The sequence below is a fragment of the Lacticaseibacillus suibinensis genome (genome assembly GCF_003946175.1).
GTDB classification, from domain to species: Bacteria; Bacillota; Bacilli; order Lactobacillales; family Lactobacillaceae; genus Lacticaseibacillus; species Lacticaseibacillus suibinensis.
This window is the reverse complement of the sequence record NZ_RHOK01000013.1, coordinates 68,018-90,397: the sequence shown is the minus strand read 5'-3', so window position 1 is coordinate 90,397 and position 22,380 is coordinate 68,018. Positions and strand designations below refer to the sequence as shown.

Annotated in this window: 28 protein-coding genes, 3 tRNA genes and 3 pseudogenes; 21 read left to right on the top strand and 13 right to left on the bottom strand. The window is 53.2% G+C overall.

Features of this window, described 5'->3' with window-relative positions:
- The 7 genes and pseudogenes from EKM90_RS12825 to EKM90_RS13240 all read left to right on the top strand — a co-directional run.
- Positions 1-1,578: pseudogene (locus EKM90_RS12825) on the top strand (phage tail protein); the annotation flags it as partial.
- Positions 1,579-1,587: 9 nt separating this feature from the next.
- Complete coding sequence (locus EKM90_RS08135; protein WP_125581504.1) at positions 1,588-1,899, top strand: phage infection protein; 312 nt, start codon at positions 1,588-1,590, stop codon at positions 1,897-1,899.
- Entirely contained in the window at positions 1,896-2,030 is a 135-nt protein-coding gene (locus EKM90_RS08130) for an XkdX family protein (RefSeq protein ID WP_125581502.1), read from the top strand. The genes EKM90_RS08135 and EKM90_RS08130 overlap by 4 nt, the downstream gene beginning before the upstream one ends.
- Positions 2,031-2,060: 30 nt before the next feature.
- Positions 2,061-2,360 carry a hypothetical protein gene (locus tag EKM90_RS08125; protein ID WP_125581500.1) on the top strand — a complete coding sequence of 100 codons (300 nt, stop codon included), beginning with the start codon at positions 2,061-2,063 and terminating at the stop codon, positions 2,358-2,360.
- A gap of 14 nt (positions 2,361-2,374) precedes the next feature.
- A pseudogene (locus tag EKM90_RS08120) lies at positions 2,375-2,614 on the top strand (phage holin); the annotation flags it as partial.
- 26 nt (positions 2,615-2,640) lie between these two features.
- Complete coding sequence (locus tag EKM90_RS08115; protein WP_125581496.1) at positions 2,641-3,528, top strand: N-acetylmuramoyl-L-alanine amidase; 888 nt, start codon at positions 2,641-2,643, stop codon at positions 3,526-3,528.
- Positions 3,529-3,979: 451 nt separating this feature from the next.
- Positions 3,980-4,060 (top strand): annotated as a pseudogene (locus EKM90_RS13240) (glucose-6-phosphate isomerase); the annotation flags it as partial.
- Positions 4,061-4,069: 9 nt separating this feature from the next.
- Here EKM90_RS13240 and EKM90_RS12820 read toward each other — a convergent pair.
- Positions 4,070-4,243: a hypothetical protein gene (locus tag EKM90_RS12820; protein ID WP_164507915.1), complete on the bottom strand. Its 174-nt coding sequence runs from the start codon at positions 4,241-4,243 to the stop codon at positions 4,070-4,072.
- A gap of 23 nt (positions 4,244-4,266) precedes the next feature.
- Here EKM90_RS12820 and EKM90_RS08110 point away from each other — a divergent pair, with 23 nt between their 5' ends.
- Together EKM90_RS08110 and EKM90_RS08105 are read left to right on the top strand one after the other, a co-directional pair.
- A complete protein-coding gene (locus EKM90_RS08110; RefSeq protein WP_125581494.1) occupies positions 4,267-4,497 on the top strand; it encodes a hypothetical protein in 231 nt (76 codons plus the stop codon).
- A 43-nt stretch (positions 4,498-4,540) separates the two neighbouring features.
- Positions 4,541-4,723 (top strand): hypothetical protein, encoded by a 183-nt coding sequence (locus EKM90_RS08105; protein WP_125581492.1) that lies wholly within the window; start codon positions 4,541-4,543, stop codon positions 4,721-4,723.
- A 68-nt stretch (positions 4,724-4,791) separates the two neighbouring features.
- On the opposite strand, the gene EKM90_RS08100 is transcribed toward EKM90_RS08105, so the two are convergent.
- Complete coding sequence (locus EKM90_RS08100) at positions 4,792-5,862, bottom strand: DNA/RNA non-specific endonuclease (RefSeq protein ID WP_225422783.1); 1,071 nt, start codon at positions 5,860-5,862, stop codon at positions 4,792-4,794.
- Positions 5,863-5,970: 108 nt separating this feature from the next.
- Between EKM90_RS08100 and EKM90_RS08095 the strand changes: the two genes are divergently transcribed.
- Positions 5,971-6,885, top strand: a complete 915-nt coding sequence (locus EKM90_RS08095) for a Gfo/Idh/MocA family protein (protein ID WP_125581489.1) — start codon at positions 5,971-5,973, stop codon at positions 6,883-6,885.
- On the opposite strand, the gene EKM90_RS13135 is transcribed toward EKM90_RS08095, so the two are convergent.
- Positions 6,882-7,007: a hypothetical protein gene (locus EKM90_RS13135; RefSeq protein WP_263852871.1), complete on the bottom strand. Its 126-nt coding sequence runs from the start codon at positions 7,005-7,007 to the stop codon at positions 6,882-6,884. The genes EKM90_RS08095 and EKM90_RS13135 overlap by 4 nt on opposite strands.
- Positions 7,008-7,253: 246 nt before the next feature.
- Here EKM90_RS13135 and EKM90_RS08090 point away from each other — a divergent pair, with 246 nt between their 5' ends.
- On the top strand, positions 7,254-9,131 hold the full coding sequence (locus tag EKM90_RS08090; RefSeq protein WP_125581487.1) for an OPT/YSL family transporter: 1,878 nt from the start codon (positions 7,254-7,256) through the stop codon (positions 9,129-9,131).
- A 249-nt stretch (positions 9,132-9,380) separates the two neighbouring features.
- Positions 9,381-9,509 (top strand): hypothetical protein, encoded by a 129-nt coding sequence (locus tag EKM90_RS13130; protein ID WP_263852870.1) that lies wholly within the window; start codon positions 9,381-9,383, stop codon positions 9,507-9,509.
- Positions 9,510-9,577: 68 nt separating this feature from the next.
- On the opposite strand, the gene EKM90_RS08085 is transcribed toward EKM90_RS13130, so the two are convergent.
- Complete coding sequence (locus EKM90_RS08085; protein WP_125581485.1) at positions 9,578-9,910, bottom strand: DsrE family protein; 333 nt, start codon at positions 9,908-9,910, stop codon at positions 9,578-9,580.
- A gap of 133 nt (positions 9,911-10,043) precedes the next feature.
- Here EKM90_RS08085 and EKM90_RS08080 point away from each other — a divergent pair.
- Positions 10,044-10,115: transfer RNA gene (locus EKM90_RS08080), tRNA-Glu, on the top strand.
- A gap of 89 nt (positions 10,116-10,204) precedes the next feature.
- On the opposite strand, the gene EKM90_RS08075 is transcribed toward EKM90_RS08080, so the two are convergent.
- The 6 genes from EKM90_RS08075 to EKM90_RS08050 form a co-directional block, all read right to left on the bottom strand.
- Positions 10,205-10,555 carry an SHOCT domain-containing protein gene (locus tag EKM90_RS08075; protein WP_125581483.1) on the bottom strand — a complete coding sequence of 117 codons (351 nt, stop codon included), beginning with the start codon at positions 10,553-10,555 and terminating at the stop codon, positions 10,205-10,207.
- Positions 10,556-10,611: 56 nt separating this feature from the next.
- On the bottom strand, positions 10,612-10,953 hold the full coding sequence (locus EKM90_RS08070) for a hypothetical protein (protein ID WP_125581481.1): 342 nt from the start codon (positions 10,951-10,953) through the stop codon (positions 10,612-10,614).
- A gap of 19 nt (positions 10,954-10,972) precedes the next feature.
- Positions 10,973-11,479 carry a hypothetical protein gene (locus tag EKM90_RS08065; protein ID WP_125581479.1) on the bottom strand — a complete coding sequence of 169 codons (507 nt, stop codon included), beginning with the start codon at positions 11,477-11,479 and terminating at the stop codon, positions 10,973-10,975.
- Between the two features lie 54 nt (positions 11,480-11,533).
- Entirely contained in the window at positions 11,534-12,169 is a 636-nt protein-coding gene (locus EKM90_RS08060) for a TMEM175 family protein (RefSeq protein WP_125581477.1), read from the bottom strand.
- Positions 12,150-12,650, bottom strand: a complete 501-nt coding sequence (locus EKM90_RS08055) for an AAA family ATPase (RefSeq protein ID WP_125581475.1) — start codon at positions 12,648-12,650, stop codon at positions 12,150-12,152. Before EKM90_RS08055 ends, EKM90_RS08060 begins: the two co-directional genes overlap by 20 nt.
- Positions 12,651-12,735: 85 nt before the next feature.
- Complete coding sequence (locus EKM90_RS08050) at positions 12,736-14,169, bottom strand: C69 family dipeptidase (RefSeq protein WP_125581473.1); 1,434 nt, start codon at positions 14,167-14,169, stop codon at positions 12,736-12,738.
- Positions 14,170-14,338: 169 nt separating this feature from the next.
- Between EKM90_RS08050 and EKM90_RS08045 the strand changes: the two genes are divergently transcribed.
- From EKM90_RS08045 to EKM90_RS08035, 3 genes are all read left to right on the top strand, one after another.
- Positions 14,339-14,409, top strand: a tRNA-Gln gene (locus tag EKM90_RS08045).
- A gap of 119 nt (positions 14,410-14,528) precedes the next feature.
- Positions 14,529-14,599 (top strand) — tRNA-Gln (locus tag EKM90_RS08040).
- A 62-nt stretch (positions 14,600-14,661) separates the two neighbouring features.
- On the top strand, positions 14,662-15,339 hold the full coding sequence (locus EKM90_RS08035) for a TVP38/TMEM64 family protein (protein ID WP_125581471.1): 678 nt from the start codon (positions 14,662-14,664) through the stop codon (positions 15,337-15,339).
- A gap of 49 nt (positions 15,340-15,388) precedes the next feature.
- Here EKM90_RS08035 and EKM90_RS08030 read toward each other — a convergent pair whose 3' ends face one another.
- Positions 15,389-15,718 carry an ASCH domain-containing protein gene (locus tag EKM90_RS08030; RefSeq protein ID WP_125581469.1) on the bottom strand — a complete coding sequence of 110 codons (330 nt, stop codon included), beginning with the start codon at positions 15,716-15,718 and terminating at the stop codon, positions 15,389-15,391.
- 108 nt (positions 15,719-15,826) lie between these two features.
- Here EKM90_RS08030 and EKM90_RS08025 point away from each other — a divergent pair, with 108 nt between their 5' ends.
- Positions 15,827-16,030: a hypothetical protein gene (locus EKM90_RS08025; RefSeq protein ID WP_125581467.1), complete on the top strand. Its 204-nt coding sequence runs from the start codon at positions 15,827-15,829 to the stop codon at positions 16,028-16,030.
- 281 nt (positions 16,031-16,311) lie between these two features.
- On the opposite strand, the gene EKM90_RS08020 is transcribed toward EKM90_RS08025, so the two are convergent.
- Both EKM90_RS08020 and EKM90_RS08015 read right to left on the bottom strand, forming a co-directional pair.
- A complete protein-coding gene (locus EKM90_RS08020) occupies positions 16,312-16,494 on the bottom strand; it encodes a hypothetical protein (protein ID WP_125581465.1) in 183 nt (60 codons plus the stop codon).
- A complete protein-coding gene (locus EKM90_RS08015; RefSeq protein WP_125581463.1) occupies positions 16,487-16,807 on the bottom strand; it encodes a hypothetical protein in 321 nt (106 codons plus the stop codon). The genes EKM90_RS08020 and EKM90_RS08015 overlap by 8 nt, the downstream gene beginning before the upstream one ends.
- Before the next feature lie 90 nt (positions 16,808-16,897).
- On the opposite strand from EKM90_RS08015, the gene EKM90_RS08010 reads away from it, so the two are divergent.
- The 4 genes from EKM90_RS08010 (at position 16,898) to EKM90_RS07995 (ending at position 22,017) form a co-directional block, all read left to right on the top strand.
- The gene (locus EKM90_RS08010; protein ID WP_125581461.1) at positions 16,898-17,602 is read left to right on the top strand and encodes a histidine phosphatase family protein; all 705 of its coding nucleotides are present in this window, start codon (positions 16,898-16,900) and stop codon (positions 17,600-17,602) included.
- A gap of 161 nt (positions 17,603-17,763) precedes the next feature.
- Positions 17,764-18,414, top strand: coding sequence for a TetR/AcrR family transcriptional regulator (locus EKM90_RS08005; RefSeq protein ID WP_125581459.1), 651 nt, complete (start codon positions 17,764-17,766; stop codon positions 18,412-18,414).
- The gene (locus EKM90_RS08000) at positions 18,407-20,137 is read left to right on the top strand and encodes an ABC transporter ATP-binding protein (RefSeq protein WP_125581457.1); all 1,731 of its coding nucleotides are present in this window, start codon (positions 18,407-18,409) and stop codon (positions 20,135-20,137) included. The genes EKM90_RS08005 and EKM90_RS08000 overlap by 8 nt, the downstream gene beginning before the upstream one ends.
- The gene (locus tag EKM90_RS07995; RefSeq protein ID WP_125581455.1) at positions 20,137-22,017 is read left to right on the top strand and encodes an ABC transporter ATP-binding protein; all 1,881 of its coding nucleotides are present in this window, start codon (positions 20,137-20,139) and stop codon (positions 22,015-22,017) included. Before EKM90_RS08000 ends, EKM90_RS07995 begins: the two co-directional genes overlap by 1 nt.
- The last annotated feature ends 363 nt before the right edge of the window (positions 22,018-22,380 follow it).

Sequence of the window (22,380 nt, the reverse complement as noted above, 5' to 3'; positions counted from 1 at the left end):
CCGGTGGTGAACTACGAGGCTGACGTGGTCGAATTGCCCGCCGGCGTACAAGTCGGTGATACCGTGCACCTAGTTGATGAACTGCAAGACCTCAATCTTTCCACACGACTGCTGGAGCTTAAAACAAGCTACTCGGCGGACACGCGGCAGGCAACGTTTGGCGACTTCTTGATCGAGCAGTCGCAGATTGACCCCGCACTGCAAGAGCTGGCTGACCAGATGAATGACATCAAGGCAAGCAACACGCACCAGTACTATCCTTGGACGCGCTATGCGGACGATGATGCGGGTGGCGGTATGTCTGCAAGTCCCGCCGGAAAGGCGTATATGGCAGTCGTATGGAGCGACAAGAGCGACGTGCCTAGCGATGACCCAGCGGACTATTCAGGCCACTGGCAGAAGGTAAAGGGTGATGATGGTGTCGGTGCTCAAGGACCAAAAGGTGATGATGGTAAGACAAGCTACTTCCACACGGCCTATGCGGACGATGTGAACGGTAGCGGCTTCTCACAGTCACCAACTGGTAAGGCTTACATCGGAACGTATGTCGACTTTACCGAGGCCGACAGCGCGAACGCCAGTGACTATACGTGGGTGCTAATTAAGGGTACAGATGGCAAGAATGGCTCTGATGGTAAGGACGGTGCACAAGGGCCTGCTGGCCCGGCGGGGAAGGACATCACCAGCTATGACAGCGGCGTGACGCTACCAACCACCGTGGCGCCTAAGAACTCGCAGTTCTGGTTGGTTGACCTGAACGGCTATGCGACTGCCTTCTACAAGTCGGACGGATCAAAGTGGGTCAAGCAAGAGATCTCGGCTGCGGCGATTGCGGCGGCCACCTTCAACGGTCTGACTTTTAACGGGGTTACGTTCAACGGCTCCGAGTTCATCAGTAGCTTCAAGAACGCACCGGTCGATGAGAGCGACTTCGCGGGCATCACTGACCCGACCGGTCAAATCATGCTGACTAAAGGCACGGGCACTACGAAAATGGGCGATGGCTACCTGACAGTTGACGGCACGATTGATGGTAGCAGCGGGACAGGCCTCCAGACATTCCACACAGAGGTTGGACCGGCCGGCTATCTATCACGCCTGTACACCGGCGGAACCGCTGAAAGCGACATTACTGCGGCGGCACAGCTATATATGGGGCAGCTTCTGCTGTCTAACCTAGACACAAGCGGGCAAAGAGCAAGTGGCTACCTGAATGGCGAGATGTTACGCCAGTTCGATAACTGCAATCTTAAATGCTGGTCTGGTTTACTCTATCCGCAAGCTGGAGATACGGCGACAATGAGCATCCCACTTTCTCAGACACAAAAAGGATGGCTGATTAGATGGTCATACTACAATAGCTCAAAAATACAGAATATGTATTACAACTACACTTTGCTTCCCAAAGTGGCCGTAAATTCCCCAAGTAAGCAGATGATTGTGACATTGTCGATGCCAAACGTAGGTACGTTCTTCAAGCGTCTGTGGTACAGCGACACGGACATTGCCGGAGAAGCCAGCAATATTCAAGGGACGCAAGCGCCACATGCAGTAATGGATGCGGTGTACGCAGTTTAGGAGGCTGACATGGAAACCAAAGAAAGAATCAGGGCTCTTTTTACGCTGGACTCCGATGGCTACATTATAGGCTACCAGCGGGAGTTTTTTGATGGCAAAGAATGGCAGACACCATTCGATACCACGAACGCGGTGGAAGTGGCTCCGGGCGACCTCGACACAATCGTCATGGGGGCAACCAAGCTCAGGAACGGCAAGCTGGTGGTCGATGAGGCCAAACAGGCAGAGCTAGAACAGCCCGTCACGCCACAGCCCACGGCCGAGCAGCAGTTGATTGCCACTCTGATGCTCAAGGTGGCAAAACTGGAGGCGAGTGCATGAGTGACTATGACCAATGCGTGCTACTGAACAGTTGGGGTATCGACATCGCGCCATACGTGGGGCTGATGATCACACCTGATGAGTACAAACAGATTACCGGTAATGACTACGCCGCTGGGGCAAACGCCTAGCGGTATTTTTGTGAAAGGAAGTATGAAGATGTGGATTTTAAGAGTTGGTTAGACGTTTTTGCGGAGTTGGGTGGTGGGGCTTTGTTTGGTTGGATTTTAAGCCAGTGGCAGACGCATCGAAAGCACGGTAAGGCGATAGATGCTGGACTTGTCGGATTGCTTCATCATGAGGTTTATATGCTGTGCAACCACCATATCGAAACTGGTTATATCAGCACGGATGACTTGGACGATTTGAACTACCTTTTCCGCAGCTACAAAGCATTAGGCGGAAATGGAACGGGTGAAGCACTGTACAACAAGGTTTTACAACTTCAAATCAAAAACTGAAAGGAATGTTCAACATGAAGATTAATTGGAAAGTACGAGTATTGAGCGTCAAATTCTGGCTGGCCTTAGTGCCGGCCATTTTATTGCTTGCGCAAGCTGTGGCTGCGCCTTTTGGTTACAAGTGGGACTTCGCAAACCTAGGCACGCAGCTGACCGGCATAGTCAACGCAGCCTTCGCGGTGCTGTCTATTCTTGGTGTGGTCACTGATCCAACCACGGCTGGCGTAACGGACAGCGTTCAGGCACTGACGTATGACAAGCCTAAAAAGGAGGTCAAATAATGGTCACGATCAACAAATCTTTGGCAATCAACGCCGGCACTGCTGCCGCAATCGGCAAAATCATCGTGCTGCACTCCACGGATGACATGGAGGCCACTGCCAAGCAGATGGCGACCTATGAGCATCGGGTATGGCGTTCTGCACAAACATTCGTTCACTTCGGTGTTGACGACCAAGGCGCATATCAAGTCGGCACACCAGGGCGGGTAGCGTGGGGCGCTGGTAATGTGAACCGCTATGCGCCGGTGCAGATTGAGTTGTGCGAGTTTTCCGACAAGACCCGCGCGATGAAGGCATACCACAACTGGATCGCATTGGCGGCGGCTATGGCTAAGCAGTATGGCGTGCCGCGCACGTTGGATGATGGCAACCGCACGGCTGGCTTCAAGAGCCACCTGTGGTGCAGCCGCAACTACGGCGGGTCTGACCACGGTGATCCATACCCGTACCTGACGAAGCTCGGCATCAGCAAAGCACAACTCGCCAAGGACTTAGGTGCGGCAACCGGCAGCGTTACTACTTCTGCCGCCGCACCCGCAACCTCCACAGCAAGTGCTGGCGTAGACGGTTACTGGGGCACGGCTACGACCACGAAACTTCAACGGCTGTACGGCACCACCGTGGACGGCGTGGTGTCCAGCCAGTACAACTGGCACAACGCGGGTCTCACTGGCGGCTGGCAGTTTGTTGGCAAGCCAGTCGGAAGCCTGCTCATCGCAGCGATCCAGCGCGCACTGGGCGTCAAGGCTGACGGTATTCTTGGACCCGACACTATCAAGGCCATGCAGCGCAAAGCGGGCACGCCGGTCGATGGCAAGATTAGTGCACAGTCACAGCTTGTCATGTACATGCAGAAGTGCGCGAACGCCGGCAAGCGGCCGTTCTAGCCCATTAAATCTCATAACAGCTCATCAATGGCCTTACTCGCTTCGGCGGGTAAGGCTTTTTTTGTTCTTAAAGTTGACAAAACGTTTGCTAAAAGGCAAAGTCTTTACATGAACCGGCGCACGTAATTTTTGCCTAACTCCTTCGGGAGTGAAGCTTTTTGTTTTGTGTTATGATTACATCGAGTAAAAGATGGATCATCACCAGGGCCGGACTAGTCACCCGGACCGTCTTCCATGCCTTCCGCCAACCGGAAGGTTTTTATTTTGCGCTGAGCTTCGGACGAGGTGGTGGCCGGGATACAAAAAGCGGGACTGAGTAAACGGCAGAAATAATCGTTGAGAAAATCGTTGATATGAGGTGCCAACGAAGCAAACAACGCAACCTATGCAATCGGCCAAAAGCCTTCCGTTACAGCATTCGTGGGAGCGGTGTGGCCTATGAAACCGGCCAGCCAATACAAACAATATGTTTGCCCTGCTTGGCCGGCCTGGGTTTGAGGACATGACCAAGGAACTGAACGCACGCCTGTAATGGCGCGGGTTACAGCACTTTTGAACCTGAGACGAAAGCAAAAAAACAGCGCCCATAAATGAGCGCCATCGGTGACTGGCTGTCAATTTGGCTGTCATCAGCCAAGCAATCACTGGATTTTTGGAACCCCATTGCGGGTTCTTTTTTGTTTCCGGTGGTAATGGCCCCATAGTCCATCGGCAAAATGTGAATTGAGAAGGACGGCGTTGTTGACTGCCTTGGTCGTGCTCTCAATGAATGGGTTTGAGTTGGAAAATGTTGATGGCGATGAGCTTTATGCAATCAGCTTAAAAATTGCCAATAAGCAGATGGATCAGCCGGCAGTGGCTCGATTTATTCGGCGTAATCTAATGGCCAAACTGTATCCTTCCCGGGCTGAGGCTGAGACCATTGAATCAAGCTTTGAAATTAACATGAAAATTGACAATTTTGACTAATGTCACTTATAATACTGGCACAGTAAAAGGGGAGGTGCTTAACATGTCACAGGATATTGAGGTGGAATGGAATCAAGCGGCGTTGAACAAAATCAAGACGTTCTCGCTTGATCAGGTCAAGCACAACTCCGCCGATGAGAAAAGGCTTCAGACCGTTCAGGCAGTCACCAATTTAATGCGGGATAGACAAGTTAACAAAGCGATGAAACTTTTAGCGGCTGAGTGATTTTCGGCGGTTTGGAAAGGGTCTCGCGAAACAAAAACGTCATGCTGAGGCATGGCGTTTTTTGAATCCTAGCGTTTGGCTTTGCGATAGCCCGCGGCTTGGGCTTGTTGTTCGGTTTGGAAGTAGACGGCGTTGCTGGCGTTCATGCGATAGCCAGCTTGACCGGGGACGTGATAAATATGTGAGTTGCGGTTGCCAACGATTTTGCCGCTATCATTGGTATTCATGTCACCGCGCTGGGTCGTGGTGGCAGCCGGGGCGCTGGCTTTCGCGGCCGGGGCCGGGGCGGCACTTTGCGCGCTGGCTTGGGTGCTGTTGACAACGCTGGTGCCATCGGCGTAATTCAAGGTGACGCCTTCCTCAATGTTGAAGATGTAGACGTTGAAGCTGATGCCGCTGGCGCCGACACTTTGCGCCATCATGTGCACGCCTGAGGCCAGCAAGTTATCGCCTTTGAATACTGGCACCACGGAATAGCGTACATACGCCTGTGGGTTGGTTTTCATGAAGTAGGCAATATCATCTTCGTAGCGCAGCATTTCAGGACTATTCAGCGACCGGGTACCGGTGATCAAATTCTTGGGATTGTTGTTCTGACCGGTGAGCTGATAGCCAATCAGGTGGCTGCGATTGTATAAGTAGCCGCTGGCGATGCGCTTGTTGTGCCAACCGGTAGGATCCCAGGTTAAGGGTTCCCGCTCGGCGGTCGGCATCATGGCTTTGTTCATCAAAGCTTCAGCGTCCACTGCTCGGTTCAGGCCATCGAGGTCGGCGTAGGATTGCCAAGTGCCATGGCTGGTGCTCAAAGTCGCAGCGTCAAAGGTGGGCTTGCCGCCGTTCACGTCGATGGTTTGCGTGCCGTTGTAGGTCAAGTTGGCCAATTCGGAGTTGGTCGTGGTGGCTGGGGCTGGCGTCGAACTGCTTGCCGCGCTTGAGCTGGCTTCGCTTGAGCTGGCTTCGGCTTCGCTACTGGACGCCTTGGCCGTTTTTTTGACATGATGGGTCGTGGTTTTGGGACTGCTGTCAGTGTCGCTGCAGCCGCTGAGGGTGGCGCCGGCCAGGCTCAACCCCAACATGAGGGTCAAAATGAGCTTCAGTGGTCGGTTGCCGCGCCAGTGGTGGAACATCAATTTTTTCATTATTTCTCCTCCGTGACGCCTAACTTTTCGCTTAAATTCAACCGCCGCCTTTGACCCGGTGCAGAGGCTGTGCTAGCGTGAAGATATCAAAAACGAAAAGGTGATTAGATGTTAAGTATTGGGGTTATCGGGCTTGGTAATATTGCCCAAAAAGCATATTTGCCCGTGTATGCAGAAATGCAGGATCAGGTGCAGTGGTATTTGGACACCCGTGATTTGGCCAAGCTCACCCGGCTGACCAACCAATACCATCTGCCGATGGCGGGGACGGATGTCAAAGATCTGGATGGCTTGAAACTGGACGCGGTGATGATTCATGCGGCGACCCCGGCGCATTTTGAACTGGCCAAGCATTTCCTGACCCGAGATGTGAATGTCTTCATCGACAAGCCGCTGGCCACCACCACGGCGCAGGTCACCGAACTCTACCTGCTGGCGGCGCAACACCGGAAGCTACTGACAGTAGGCTTCAATCGCCGCTTTGCCCCATTGATGCAGCAATTGCAGGCGGTGCCGAATAAGAACGTGATTGAAGTGGTGAAAAACCGGGTGGCTGATCGCCAAGCGCCGGCCGAAGCCATTTTTGACTTGCTGATTCATCCGCTGGATACCGCCTTGATGTTGGCAGGGTTCCCCACTGACATCAAACCGCGCTACAGCATGCACGCCGATCAAGACGGCAATCTGCAACAAGCCACCATCAGTTTCGGCGTCAATGGTATGCGGGTAGAAGCCGGCATTAACTTGGTTGCTGGCGCGAACCTGGAAGAAGCGACGGTCAGTTCGACGGCTGGGGTCTACCGGGTTCAAGACCTCGCGCAGCTAACGGCTTACACCAAAGCCGGTCAGACTAGCACCAAGGCCCCAGACTGGGAGCCAACGCTCACTACGCGCGGCTTTGCGCCGTTGGTAAAGGCTTTTGTGAAGGCGGTCGCCGAACAAACCGATAACCCGATTGCGCCGGAATCAAGTCGGCTCACGCACCGCGTGCTGGCGGAAATGGCTGATCAGCTGCAAGCCTAGCGGCGAACGGCACTGTGAATCGCCAGAATGCCGCTGGCCAAAGCGATGGCGCCGCCAACGAGGGTGATGCCGCCGGCCACAGTAGTTAAGATGCCCAATGGTAGGGCTGGTTTGTTGGCCAAGATGGTTGCCTCCTTCCCCTTGCTTACCTCTAGTGTACGCGCTCACAAGGGGAAAGCCAGCAACATTTCAGCAATCCCACAAAATGATGATGGTTTGATGAGTCGACCGGTAGCCTCCGGCCGACTTTTTTGATCCGCAGAAAATCGGTTAAATGACGACCGTTATCAGTGCATGTAGAAAACTGAACATGCTAAGCTAAAGTTAAACCTGGTAAACAGTTATGGTTTAGATAAGGGGGAACCAATATGGAGAAGCCAGCTAGCGTCCCCAAGGTGAAAGCCCCGGCCAAAGCAGCAGGCCGGACAGGGACCATTATTACCTTAAGTGTCGGCATTCTGCTGGCCATTTTATTCGCCGCTTCCACTGCCTATTCTGGCATGAAAGCGGGTCTGACCGTGGCCGCCGGAATTCCTGGCGCCATCATCGGCTCGGCGGTGGTGCGCGCCTTCGCCAAGCGGCGTGGTTATGCCGGAACCAACGAAATGCAAGGCATGGCCAGCGGTGGGGAAACCATCGCCAGTGGCATGATTTTCGTTTTACCGGCGGTGCTGTTGATCGGCGCGCAAATCAATTTTTTTGAAGCCGTGCTGGTCGGCACCATGGGCGTGTTGTTTGGGGTTGGTACGGCGGCGATTGTGGAAAACCACTTGATCATCGCCAGCAAAGATAGTTTGCTATATCCAGAAGCCATGGCCATTAGCGAAACCATTCGCGCCAGCGCGGAAGGTGGGGCAGGCCTGAAAATGATGGGCGCGGGTTTTGGCATCGGAGGCTTGCTGACGATGCTGACCGGTTCAATGTTTGGGCTGATCAACAATCATTTCGTCCTTTACGGGGCGCGCGAATTCAAATGGAAGTTTGAGCTGGAAGTCAACCCGCTGCTGGCCGGTATCGGCTTTATTGTGGGGATGCAGGTGGCCATTCAAATGTTCGCCGGCTCGATTTTGGCGAACTTCGCCATTGCGCCGTTGATTGGGTACTTCACCGACATGGCGCATGGCTCCAATGAAGTGTGGAATGCCGCCGGGGTGACAGTCAACTCGTTAGGTTTTGACGGCATTGCCGGCGCGTACAACCGCTACCTAGGTGCCGGCATGATGCTAGCCGGCGGACTAATCGGCGCCATCAAGCTGATTCCGGTGATTGGGCGGTCGTTGAAAGCCACCCTGGGCGGCAACGAAAAGAAGTCAAAATTTGGCATCTTTCTGCTTGGTTTCTCCATTGTGGCCGTGTTCATTCTCAGCTCGCTGTTCTCTGGCAATCTGATGATTGGGTTGCTCGGCGGCGCTTTGGCCATGGTGTTGGCCTTTGTCTTCGTGGTCGTAGCCGCAAACCTGACTGGTACATTGGGGACCTCCAATTTACCAGTGTCAGGGATGACCATTGCTTCGTTAGTGTTACTGACAGTGCTGTTTGTGGTGATGGGCTGGACCTCAGAATTTGATCTGCGCTCCTTGCTTTTGCTGGCAACCTTTGTGGTGACCGCCATCAGTATCGGCGGTGGCTACTCGCAAACGCAAAAAGCCACCGAGTTGGTCCATGCCGACCGGCCGCAGATGCAGCGGCGGTTCCTGATTGCTGCGGTACTGGGCACCATTACCGTGGTCGGGGTGATTGTGATGTTAGCGGGTCAGTTGGCGGATACCAGTGAAAATGCCAGCTTTGCGCTCCCGCAGGCGAACTTGATTGCCGCTTTGACCTCTGGGATCATCACCGGTAAGTTGCCATTCACTATTATTTTCATCGGCATTGCGATGGGCATCGTGCTGCACCTGTTGAAACTGCCAATTATGACAGTAGCGATTGGGTTTTACCTGCCCATGGCCACGACGGCGATTATCTTGGTGGGTGCAATCGTCCGCTTGATCGTGGAAGGCCGCAACAAAGAAAAGAACGCCGGCCGGGTGCAAAATGGTATCAGCATGGCTTCCGGTTTGATTGCTGGCGGCTCAATCATCGGGCTGACGGGCATTCTACTGTCCATCAGTGGGGTGCTTACGCATGGCACGCCAACTGGCTGGCTTGCCGGCAATGCCGCGGCTGCGGCTTTGCTGGGAATGCTTGTCCTGGCGATGCTGTGGGTGCTTCGTAAACGTAATGTATCGGCAAAAGCAACGAAATAAGACGCTGATAACGGATGAAGTCGAATCAATGTAGCGATAAAAGTGGCGTCAGTTGTGAGCTGACGCCACTTTTTATATGGATAAAATAAAAAAGCTTGTAAACACGGTTTGACCTTTTGTAAAGTTTGTGTATAATAGAGTACATATTCAGGAAAGAATTAAGAATCTTCACGGAGCGTCTATCCAGACGGCGATGTTCAATCGACCCGCGGGGAGTCCGAATTTTTAGCAAAAAGGAGGATGACGCAGATGGTCATTTTATTAATCGGTGCTGCCGCACTAGCAATCAACGGGCTTTGGGTTTACGCCATGTTTGATCGTGCCGGCCGGACTTGTCAGCATCAAACATTCAACCCGACGATGGTGGTTAAGAAGTAATCCTGTCGCAACCTTGATAAAGAGGCCTCGCTGCAAATGCTGCAGCGAGGCCTTTTTTAGCAGACGGCTTACGGTTTGATGTAGGCAAAGCCTTCGTGCTGACGTTTGGCTAATTCGAAGACCCCAGCCGGCACGACCGTCAAGCCTGACTGTAAGTCGGCGGCTGTGATGGCGTGACTACGCATGGCGTTGTTGCACGCCGCGACTTCAATGCCTAACGCGGTCAGTTCGCTGAGTGCAATGTCACTGCCAGCTTTGGCTTGGACAATCGGATCACCGTTGATCAGAAGCTCAACTTGGCCTGAAACATTTTGATCCTGCGCGGTTTTCAGGTAGTTCTTGATGTTGCCGAACACTACCGGCCATTTGCTGCTTTCGTCAATATGGAAAATCACATCCATTTTAATCACCTCGGCGTTAGTATAGCATGTTGCGATGGCGGCACGGCAGGTGGATTTTGGCTGGTTTCTTGTTGACAACCGCCTGAATTCCTGTAAACTATTATATGTGCTCGAGCGAGTGCGAGCAGTTTATTGCCCGTTGGTCAAGAGGTTAAGACGCCGCGTTCTCAGCGCGGAATCATGGGTTCGATTCCCATACGGGTGATCATAGACCAAAATAAAAGCTCCGAAATCCTTATGTAAAGGCATTTCGGAGCTTTTTGGTTGCCTTTTGAGCGAGGCAAGCGGGCTGGCCTAGAACTTCAGCTCATCCTCGTCGTCATCTTCCGCCAAGATCTTCGCTTTTTGCGCGGCAAACTCATCCGCGGTAATCGCGCCTTCATCCAGCAACTGCTTGAACTGCCGGATCCGGTCGACTTTAGAGCCTTCGATGGCTTTTTTCTGTGCCGCGGCTTCCGCCTGTTTGGCTTGCGCGGCCGCTGCGGCGGTTTCCTTGGCGTGTTTTTGGTGAAGGTAGTACCAAATCGCACCACCTAAAACCGCCGCGGCCAAAAATAGATACCAGTAGGTGATCAGAAGGGCGAGGCCCACGATAATGATTCCGACCGTCCAGCAGCCGGCGTTATTTGATCTTTGATGAGACACGAGCTTACCTCCAGAGTGATTTTAAAAAAGGCGCTAGTCAAATGACCATCGCCAAGTTAGTCGTTATCCGGAATGAAGACGATGGGTGGTTGGTTTTGCTTGCCCATGATAATGGCCACGTCATGGTAGCTGAGCTCAAGCACTTGGCCGCTGGGTTGGATGATGTATTCATCGCGCAGCAGGTACAAGCCGCCGAAAATGAAGACAAACATCAGCGGCACCACATCCAAGGTCTTGATTGTCAAATGAACCGCAATCAGGCCGATTACCGCGGCAATCAGGAGATAGAGATAGCGGCCTTGCTTGCGGACGATTTGCGGCGTACCGCCAGTTTGGCGCATGAGGTCATTGAGCTGCTCATTGCGAAACAGCCGGCCGTCTTGACTGTGATAGCGCACCGCAGCGTCATCTTCTTTCTTACTGGGCGAGAGTGGCTTTGAGTTGCGTCAGGGTACTGGTGTCTAAATCTTCATAAGCCTGGTACGCTTTGACGTAATTGCCTTGCGCGACGGCTTCACGCAGGGGGGTGAGGCTATCGGTATTGAACAAGGTGCGGGCCGCCACTTCGGCGGTGGCACTGGAGACGCCAGTGGTGTCTTGCAGCAGGGTAGCCATTTTTTGCTCATCATTGGCGGCGGCGATAATGGTACTCATCTTGGTTGAGTTGACGGTGTTGGCCGCACGGTCGAGCAGGTTATCCGTGGCGGTATTGCCGGTTTTCTGCGCTTCGATGCGTTTCACGAGCTCATTTTTCACGGCGCTATCGGCAGGGGTGTCATTGCCGGTGACGCTGCGGTAGGTGTTGTTGAGGGGCGTGAAGAAAACGATTCCTAGGACCACTAACAGGACCAACAGGCCGGCGATAATGCCGAGCACCTTGGGCCATTTTTTCTTTTTGGTTTGGCGACGTCTTGCTTGGCGCATGTGATCACTCCTTTTAGCTTCCATTATACCGGTAATTAGGCTTGAAGGGGGCGGTCATTCCTCTTTCTTAATGGCCAAATGAACGACGCGGCTGAAGCGCAGGTAGGCGATGAAGTGAAAACCAACCCCGGCAACCAGCAGGAGGCCAGCAATCAGATTGGAAAAACTGGTGGCCACCATTGAGGCGAGATAAATAATCACGCTGCGCGCCGGATCCAGCCGAATGCGGTCGTAGTGGGTCGCGATGCCGCTGCGGGCTAGCGTTTGCAGTTCGGGGTGGCGTTCGAGGTAGCGATACAGCACCAGAAAAGAAAACGAAATGAGCAGCGCCACGGCATCATAAACGATGAAAGCCAGCTGAATGTCGGCGTTATTGCCATTGGACAGGGCCTCAATCAACAGGACCATTGCATAGTTGATTAACGTGCTGGTGAACAACACCCCGAGATTGATGACGTTCAAGGTGCGGTTGGTGCGCTTCACATACTGAAAATAGTCGTGGTGAAAGAGCCAGTTGGTACCGACGTAAAAATACGACAGCAGGTACATCAAAAACAGCGGCGCCTGGTGGAACACCACAGCATGCAAGGTACCGGGTTTCACTGTTTCGGGTTGAAACTCCAAGATTAAAATCGTCAGGAGGATAGCAAAGACGCCATCGCTCAAGGCATTAATCCGTGATTTGCTCATGGTGCGCCACCTCCAGATAAATTTGCTGCGTCAACCGGGCCGTTTCGCCAGCGGCTAAAACCTGCTCAAAAGGTAGTTGATCGCCTTCGCGCCACCAGCGCCGCAATTTGGTTTCCCCAAAAGGCGTTGGCTTGAGGGCATCACGCTTTAGCGTGTCAGCGAAGCTCATGTTGAGATAATAAGCAAAGGCTGCGGGCCGGAATTGTGCGTACAGCGTCGTCAACATGGCGCCATAAACATCCCGGCGTAAAATGCCTTCAATAATGACGTAGCGATAATGCCGTTGGCCAAAGGTAGCCAACGTGGCGATTAAAGCCACGGCAGGCGTACCAGCGTGGTCGCTGGCATGCAGTAGGTCGCGGCGCAGCATATCCTGATGCAGCACCAAGGTGGCCTTGACAGGCAGCCGAGCGGCGAGTTGATTGGCTAAGGTAGTTTTGCCGCAGCCAGAATTGCCGCGCAGGAGAATCAAAGTTGTCATGCTATCACTTCCGATTGGCCTTTATTATGCAATAAATGGCAACAAAAAACACCTGCCACACTTGGCAAGTGTTGATCACCCTAGCTTACAGATTCTTGTCCATGTTGAAGGTCAGTTTGGATAATTCCAAGCCTTGCATCAACATGCTGGCAATTTGGCGCTTGGCTTCAGCTTTGACCGCTGCCACTAGCTTGTAGTTGGCTTGCGTCAAAGCGTCGGTCAGGTCCTGGCCAGTGAGATCCTTGGTTGCTTCATCGGTGGCGGCGAGATGAATCCGATACAAGCGATACTGTTCGGTCAAATAGTCGCGGTTTTGCTGGATGAACTTGCTGTAGTGGCTTTCCACCAGCATGCCTAAGCTGCGGTGCAACCAGTAGGCCGAGTCCTGATCGAGGTCCAATTCCAGCGGCGTCTGCGAGTAGGAAGGATCGGTGTCGTCAGCGTTGCAGTAGAACGGCACGTAAGGGCTGTATTCCGGAATGCCGATGTTCAGCCACATGATGGCAGCATGGCCTTCATCAATGTCATTGCGCAGCTGCAAAATGTGCGAGTTCTGGGTCCGGTTCAAGCCAATTGGCCGATAGCGCAGGCGGTCAGCATCGATGCTGTCCTTGGCGAAGGGGTCAAAGCGCGTTTCATTGTAATGCGAGCCCAGGATTTGGGCGATGTCTTCGCGCGTGATCTTGTGGTCCGTGCGCATAATGAACGGCATTTCGGCTGATTCCGGCGTCTCTGGCGTTTCCGGGTTCAGGATGTGATGGGCATACCAGACGCGTGGCGTGTTGTAATGGCGGTCTTTTTCATTCATCGTCCCGAAAATGTGGCGGAAGTTCCAGCCACTTTGGTCCGGGTTCAAATGATGGTCGGCGACGAATTCACGAATGCCTTCACTCCAGATGAAATTGTCAGGGTCGTCGAAGTCAACCTGCTGAATGGAGACTTGGTTGGCGGCGACAGCGTAAGCATCATCAGGGATACGTTGGGCGACCCAGTGATGGCCGGTAACGATTTCCATGTACCAAACATTGTCTTTATCCGAGAACAACACCGAGTTGCCAGCAGGTGAGCCGTATTGTTTGATCAATTGCCCCAGGTACTCCACCGCGTGGCGAGCACTTTCAACAAAAGGCAGGGTCATGTTGACAATCAGGTCTTCATCTAAGCCGTCTTTGACCAACGGATCGAAGGCCAAGGTGCGTTCATTGCCGTAAGTACTTTCGGTAGCGGACATCGCCACGTTCTTTTCGTTGATGCCACTTTCTTCGTAGTCACCGAGGTGTTCGGTGTCCACATTTGGTACCGCGTTATAGCGGTAGCCGTTTTCTGGCAGTGGTGCTTCAAAGCCGTTCAGCGGTGACTTCACATGTAAGTCTTTTTCACCATGCCATGCGGGATGCATGTAGAAGCGGTGTGGTGCTAGCACATGAAAGGTGTCATCGTTGCGGGCGATCATGGTACTGCCATCGATGCTGGCGGCTTTCCCCACCAAAATCGACGTGCAGGCAGATTCAATTTTCATTGTTACCCCTCTTTTCCACAAAGTCTATCGCTAGTGTACGCCATTGCGGCGAAGTTTGCAGGCTCAGGGCTGGTATTCTGAGAGGGTAATGGGATTTCGGTGAAATCGCTGACAGCAATTGACAAGCGCGCCATTATTTCGTAAGATATTACTCGTTCGTTAGTCTTATTGGGTAGTAGCGAAGTGGTAACGCAGTGGACTCTGAATCCATAATCATAGGTTCGATCCCTATCTACCCAATTAAATGCAGAAAGCTGTCTTAGCCGCGTCGGCTAGAGACAGCTTTTTTCGTGAAATCGCGATTTTTCGTTGACATCACCGCCGCTTTTTCCTAAACTGGTACTCGTGCTTAAGAATATTGGGTAGTAGCGAAGTGGTAACGCAGTGGACTCTGAATCCATAATCATAGGTTCGATCCCTATCTACCCAAGTGATGGCTGTCGCAGCGTGCGATGGCCTTTTTTTAAACTTTGACGGGCAAAAGGAGGCATCATGAGCAAACGTAAACCGCAAATCGAGCTCCTCGCGGCTGTGCTGGCGCTGATTGGCCTGGTGTGGCTGTTGAGCCATTACCATGAGGTGTTTGCGCTGGTGCGGCATGCCGATTTTTCGCAGGCCACTTTGGTGCACGCCTTGCGCGGTGATTCCTGGGCCATTATCCCGCTGGTGATTTTGCTGAGTGCCGTGTCGGTCATTCCTGGGGCGCCGAATGCCGTGGTGGCGGTGGTGTCAGGTATCTGCCTTGGCGCACCACTTGGTTTTGTGGCCAATGTGTTAGGCCTGACGATTGGCAACAATATTGGCGCTTTGCTGATTCACCACCTCGCTGACGAGCACAGCCAAGCGGATAAGCAAACGCGCGTGCTCAGGTGGTTGCAGCGTTCGCACAATCCGCGTTTGGGCCTGCTGATTGCTTATGCCGTGCCGTTTATTCCCAATACCATTACCCATCTGGCGGCAGCGCGCCTTGGCATCACGGGCAAACGACTGGCGCCAGTGATTGCCTTGGCTTCCGTGCCAACGGCTTTCTTTTATGCCTTTGGTGGGGATGCAGTGCTCCATCTGAACTGGCACCGGTTGCTTGTCGTTGGGGTGCTCCTCGCTTTGGGCGCAGCCGTGGCTTGGGCCGTGATGCGCCGCCGCGAAGATGAGCAAAAACCTGCACATTAATGAAACGGGCCATTCCTTAGCGCAAGGAATGGCCCGTTTGATGTGACGACTATTTGAGGTGAATCGCCAAGACGCCTGCAGCCCGCTCCTGGGCAGGGGTGTAATGGGCGTAAGTCTCCTGGGTCATTTTGGCCACAGAATCATCAGGCGCGGCACCCACTGCTAAGCCGCCAAATTGCGTGTACAGCGCCGTGAAAGAATCAAAGTGATCAATGGCTTCGACCTGCTTGGTGATTTTGGCACCAGTGTCCAAGTCAGTCAAGGTGATGTGGTTGCCCGGCCGTAATTGGCGGCGTTTGGCGTCATTTAGTCTGATTTCAATTGTTTTGGTGCCAGCTTCAATCAGCAGAAATTGATCGTGGGTAATGGCCATGTCCATTAGGATGCGCCTCCTTAATTTAGGGCGATTATACCGCATGCGCTGACAAGGCACCAATATCAGTGTTAAAATCAAGCCAATAGCTTGAACAAGGGAAGGGTGTTAGGGTTGCAAGATAAAAAACAAGCCTCGCAGTTTTTACTGCGCCAAATCATCGATCAGCTGCTGGCGTTGGTGATTTTGCTGGTGGCCTGGATGATGCGCGCGTCTTTGGCGGCGTGGTGGGCCAAAGGCATCGTCATTGTGCTGATTGCCTTGCTCGTGGTGGATTACTTCATGCATTCACCAAAATTGCCAAAGAAGAAGCGTTAAGCCATGGGCTGTGACAAAAGGCGGGTTTGGAGCCGACAGGTAGCCTTTCTAACGCATGTCAGCCTGTACGCGCTCTGCGCTACGGGCTGATCAAGCCATCCACCAAGTCCGAACTTTGGACTCGGTGGATGGCGTAGCTGCTGCCGCATGTCAGCCTGTACGTGCTTTGCACTACAGGCTGATCAAGCTGCTCGGCTCCGGCCTTTTGGCACGTAACTCTGCTGAAACATTTGGAGTGAATCTAGGGGGCTGTGACATTCGTCACAGCCCCCTTTTTTTACTCAGCGATTGACTCGCCATAAGAAGATGGCATAGCCAAAACAAATTAACCCATAAATTAGCACGACGATGACCACGAACAACAGCCAGCGCCAGCCGAACGCCATCGCGCTGGCCCACAGCAGCGCCCCTAAAATCGCCGCTTGCACAGCGCGCTGCAGCATGGCGGCCATGGGTTTATTCAAAGGACACCTCGATGAAGAGCACACCTGTAGCGGTGACGTGGCTCAAAGTGAGCCAAATCGCGGCCGGCGTGGTGGGTTCATCGGGATTGATTAACTCAGCCAGCCACTTTACCAGGCGCCGGTGGTGGCGGATAAAGCCGTCATCAAGGCGAAAGGCATTGAGGCGGTCATCAGGGAACAAAGCCGCTTGCTGCGGAAAAATCACTTGATTCGGCAAGCGAAAGGCGACCACGTTTTGATAGCCGCGATTGATCAATTCAGCGCTTTGCGGGTGCGCTTGAAGATAACTCAAAATCATTTCTGCGCCGTCCAAGGCGTTCACCTCCGACTTTAGTCTGTGTGGGATTACCGCCGAATATGATAACATAAAGGTAAGTTAAAACCCAGAAAAGGGGGCGTTTTGATGACTGTTCACTTGTATCTGGTCAGGCACGGCGAAACCGAGATGAACCGAGCGCAGCGCTTGCAAGGCATCACAGATGGCCCGTTGACTGCCAAAGGACTGGCGGCTGCGGCAACGTTAGGCACCATCCTGAAGCACGTGCACTTTGATGCGGCTTATAGCTCGGACCGCCGGCGCGCCAAGCAAACTGCCAAGGCAATTTTGGACCAGCATCCTGATGCCCCACCATTGCAGGAGCTGACTGGCTTGCGTGAGTATTATTTTGGTGGCAATGAAGGCATGAAAAATATGGCCTTGATGCGCAAGACGCAGCGCCGTTTCGGGTTCGGGGCCTTTGCCAAAATGTGGTTGGCGGCGCCGCAATTTCGGACTTTGGTGCGGAACTTCCACGCGATGGATGACACCGGCCAGGCCGAAACCTTTGACGCCTTGATGACGCGCATTGACACGACGTTCAAGCAGATTGTGGCGGCAAATCAGCCAGAGGCCAATGTGCTGGTGGTGGCACACGGGGTCAGTTTGAGTGCGTTAATTTACCAGCTGGCGCCTAAGCAGCTGCCGGTGACGCTATTGAAAAACACGTCGGTCAGCCTGGTCGACGCCGGTGCCACTTGGCAGGTGCGGGGGGTCGATCTGACTTCTGAAAAGGCAGTGCTGGCGCTTGCGGCCGAAGCCGGGGCGGCGGCGGGCCACCCGGCGCAGTAGGCGGCACTTAGCGCCAGCACCGCGCTGATTCGGCTGGCCAAAATAAGTTTTGAAAATTGTGTGAAAATAGTTGTAAAATAACCTGAGGCGCGTATAATGACAGTTTGTCACATGACATTCTGTCATATTTATTTTGGCTTTTTTTGCCAGAAAGGAGTCTCATGCCTAAACCAACTTTCTTCCGGCTCGCTGATGAAAAACGGCAGCGTCTGATCAAAGCCGCCTACGCCGAATTTGCCCGGGTGCCGTTTCAAACAGCCAGCATTTCGAACATCATTCGTGATGCCGGGATTCCACGCGGTAGTTTCTATCAATACTTTGAAGATAAAACTGATATCTTCTTCTATTTACTTGATCAAACCCGCATGCAAACTACCTTGCTTTATGAGCAGGCACTAAAGCGGCACAACGGCGACCTGTTCGCCGCGCTCGATGAATTTTTCAATGCGGCGGCGGATGTGTTAATTGAAGGGCCAGACGCGGAATTTTATGCAAACGTCTTTTTATACATGGACTTTCAAAGCGCCACGCATTTTTCCCCGAGCGATGCGAAGCCACCCCATAAAAAAGAACTGCTTCGCACTACCTTATCGTTGATTGACCGCGATAAACTGGTGGTAAGCAGCGATGAAGAAGTGGGCATGCTCTTTCGGCAAGCCATGTGGATTTTCATGCAATCACTAGGCCATTATTACCATCGACTACGCAATGGGGAACAGATTTCACTGGCGCAGTTGAAAGCGCGGATGGCAACCATGCTTCATTGGTTGCAATTCGGCGCCGGCGTTCAAAAGGAGGACTTACATGATTAAACTAGCCAAAGGCCGCGTGTCAGGCTGGCAGATTTTAGGCGCGGTGGCCTTTATGATCGTTCAGGTCATCACCAGCTTATATCTGCCAAACTTGACCGCGGACATCGTCAATAACGGGGTTGCCACTGGCAATATTAACTACATCTGGCAGGAAGGTTACAAAATGATCTTCTTCGCCGTGGTTTCAGTCTTAGCCAGTGTCGGCAACGTCTTTTTGGCCGCCCGGGTTTCGCAGAAACTCGGCCAACGCATTCGGTCCGATGTGTACCGTAAAGTCATCAACTACTCGCATGACGAAATGGACCAAATCGGGACTAGTTCGCTGATCACGCGGACCACCAACGACGTCACCCAGATTCAAAACGTTTGGGTCATGATTTTGCGTATGATGATCATGGCGCCAATCATGCTGGTGGGCGCATCCTTCTTGGCCTATCAGAAGAACCACACCTTGACCTTGATCTTCGTGGTGGTGCTGCCGATTATGGCCATTTTCATCGGCATTATTATGAAGTTTGCCGTGCCGTTGTTCCGCGCGATGCAGCAAAAAACCGATAACATCAACTTGGTCTTCCGGGAAGGCCTGACCGGGGTGCGGGTCATCCGTGCGTTCCGGCAGGACAATTTTGAACAAGATCGGTTCGAAGGCGTCAACAAGGATTACACGAACAATGCGGTGAAAGTCTTTTCCATCATGGCGATGATGTTCCCGGTGATGACCCTGATCATGAGTGGGACCAACATCGCGATTGACTGGTGGGGGGCGCATCTGATTGCCCAGCAAACCATGCAAACCGGGAACCTGATTGCCTTCATTACTTACGCGATGCAGATCCTCATGAGCTTCATGATGCTGTCCATGATTTTCGTCTTCATTCCCCGGGCGCAGGCTTCGGCCATCCGGATCAACGAAGTGCTGGATCAAACCACGACCCTGACTTCGCCATCCACGCCTAAGTCCTTTGCCAATACCACGTCTCAGCTCCAATTCGACCATGTTCAGTTCCGTTATCATGGCGCCGAAGAGCCAGCACTGCAAGGCGTGGACTTCGATATGAAGGCCGGGCAAACCGTGGCGATTATCGGGGGCACTGGCTCAGGCAAGTCGACCTTGGTCAATTTGATTCCGCGCTTCTATGATGTCGAAAAAGGCGCGGTGCGGGTCAATGGCATGGACGTCAAGGATGTCGATTTGGATGAATTACATCGGCAAATCGCTTTTGTGCCGCAAAAAGCTAACCTGTTCTCCGGTACCATTCGCTCCAACATGCAGTATGGTAATGACAATGCCACTGATGAGGAAATCTGGCACGCTTTGGCCATTGCGCAAGCCGATGACTTCGTGAAGGCCAACCCAGAAGGCTTGGACTACCATGTTGAACAAGGTGGGGACAACTTCTCTGGTGGCCAAAAGCAGCGGCTGGCGATTGCCCGGGCGTTGATCAAAGACGCCGCCGTGTATGTGTTCGACGATTCATTTTCCGCCCTCGACTTTAAGACCGACGCGCAGCTGCGCCAGGCCTTGAAGGATGACGAAAAGATTTCGTCACGCGTGGTGGTCATCGTAGGCCAACGGGTGTCCACCGTGGCCGATGCCGATACCATCATTGTGCTGGATAACGGCGAAATGGTCGGGCGCGGTACGCATGCCGAACTGAAAGCCAATAACGAAACCTACCAAGAAATCGTTCATTCACAAATCAGAGAAGGGGATGAAGACTAATGGCTGAAACCAAAACACCACAGCGTCAAGGGATGGCTGGCGGCCACGGCCCAGGTGGCCGCGCCGGCTTAGTGGAAAAGCCAAAGAACTTCTGGGGTACCACCTTCCGTTTGTTTGGCTACATGAAATCACGTTTGGTGGGCATTGGCATCGTCTTGGTTTTCGCCATCGCCTCCACCATCTTCCAAATTCGCACCCCGAAAGTATTAGGGGAAGCGACAACGGAAATCTTTAAAGGCTACATGAAAGGTGTGGCCCAGCAAAAAGCCGGCATCACCATGGACCAGTTCCCGATTAACTTTGACAAGATCAAAGAAATCATGATTGTGGTTATCTTCATGTACCTAGCCTCGGCTTTGTTCTCCTTCCTGCAACAGTTCATCATGACTCGGGTTTCGCAGCGCACGGTTTACGACCTGCGTAAGGAACTCAAAGCCAAGATGAAGCGGCTGCCGATCAACTACTACGACACCCATTCTAATGGGGACATCATGTCGCGGGCCATCAACGATATGGATAATATCGCCTCGACCTTGCAGCAAAGTCTGACGCAGTTGGTCACCAGTACCTTCACTTTCATTGGGACCTTGTGGATGATGTTGTCGATTTCTTGGAAATTGACCCTGATTGCCTTGGTCACCATTCCGCTGAGCTTAGTTGTGGTTGGCCTCGTAGCGCCGCGCTCGCAGCGTTTCTTCGCCGGTCAGCAAAAAGCCCTGGGGCTGCTCAACAACTATGTTGAAGAAAACTATGCCGGCCAAGTGATTGTGAAGTCCTTTAACCGCGAACAAGACGCCATGGACGCGTTTGAAGTGCAGAACCAAGCCTTTTACAACTCCGCTTGGAAAGCGCAGTTCGTATCTGGGATTATCATGCCGCTGATGACGTTCCTGAATAACATCGGCTATGTCTTCGTCGCCATTCTTGGTGGGGTCGCCGTCGCTAATGGGACGGTCACCTTGGGGAATGTGCAGGCCTTCCTGCAGTATACCCAGCAGTTCAGTCAGCCGATTTCACAGCTGGCGAACTTGGCCAACACGATTCAAAACACCGTGGCTTCGGCCGAGCGGGTCTTTGAAGTGCTTGATGAACCCGAAATGGAAGACATCGAATCCGGTGTCACCCCAATCGAAGGCGACCAGCACCCATTGGTCATGGACCATGTGAAGTTCGGCTACGACGGCAATCCGCTGCTCATGACGGACTACAACTTGACGGTTGAGCCAGGGCAAATGATTGCCATTGTGGGCCCGACCGGGGCTGGTAAAACCACGGTCATCAACATGCTCGAACGCTTCTACGATGTTAAAGGCGGCTCGATTCGCATGTGGGGTAAGGACATTCGCGATATGAGTCGCGAAGATGTCCGCAGCCACTATGCGATGGTGCTGCAAGACACCTGGCTGTTCACTGGGACGATTTGGGACAACTTGAAGTACGGCCGCGAAGATGCCACCGATGAGCAAATTATCAGTGCCGCCAAGGCCGCCCACGTGGATCAATTCGTACGCCAGTTGCCGAAGGGTTACGACACTGTGCTGAATGAATCCGCCTCAAATATTTCGCAAGGGCAACGGCAGTTGTTAACGATTGCCCGGGCGTTTGTGGCCAACCCTGAGATTTTGATCTTGGATGAAGCGACCAGCTCGGTTGATACCCGGACGGAAGTGCATATCCAACACGCGATGGCGCGGTTGCTAAAGAACCGGACGAGCTTCGTGGTGGCGCACCGGCTGTCCACCATTCGCGATGCCGATAACATCATCGTCATGAATCATGGCTCGATTGTTGAAACCGGTAATCATGATGCGTTGATGGCTAAGCAAGGCTTCTATGCTGACCTGTACAACAGTCAGTTTAGCGGTAGCGTTACGATCTAAAGCTAGGAAAAGACTCGCTGCGGCGGGCCTTTTTTGCGTCTCGGGGCGCGGCGGTCGGGCCTGGCGCCGGGTCGCTTCGGGCCTGCTGTGGGGCCGGGCCGAGCCAAGGTCTCGGCCCTCAATCTGGAGCCTCGACTCGCTGCGCTCGCCTTCGAGTCTCCAGATTGGCCCCGAAAAACCGGATGAGCCTGCCAAAAGCGCAGTCTCACCCGGTTTTTCGTTTCACGGCCGGCCCGCCGCGCCCCTCTGCCAGGCCCGACCGCAGCTAAATAACAGCATCCGAACCGGTTTGCTGAAGCTGATCAGTCTGTCGCCGCCTGGTAGCAAATGATCTAGGCAAGCAAAATGCTCGCGCTCTCCTTG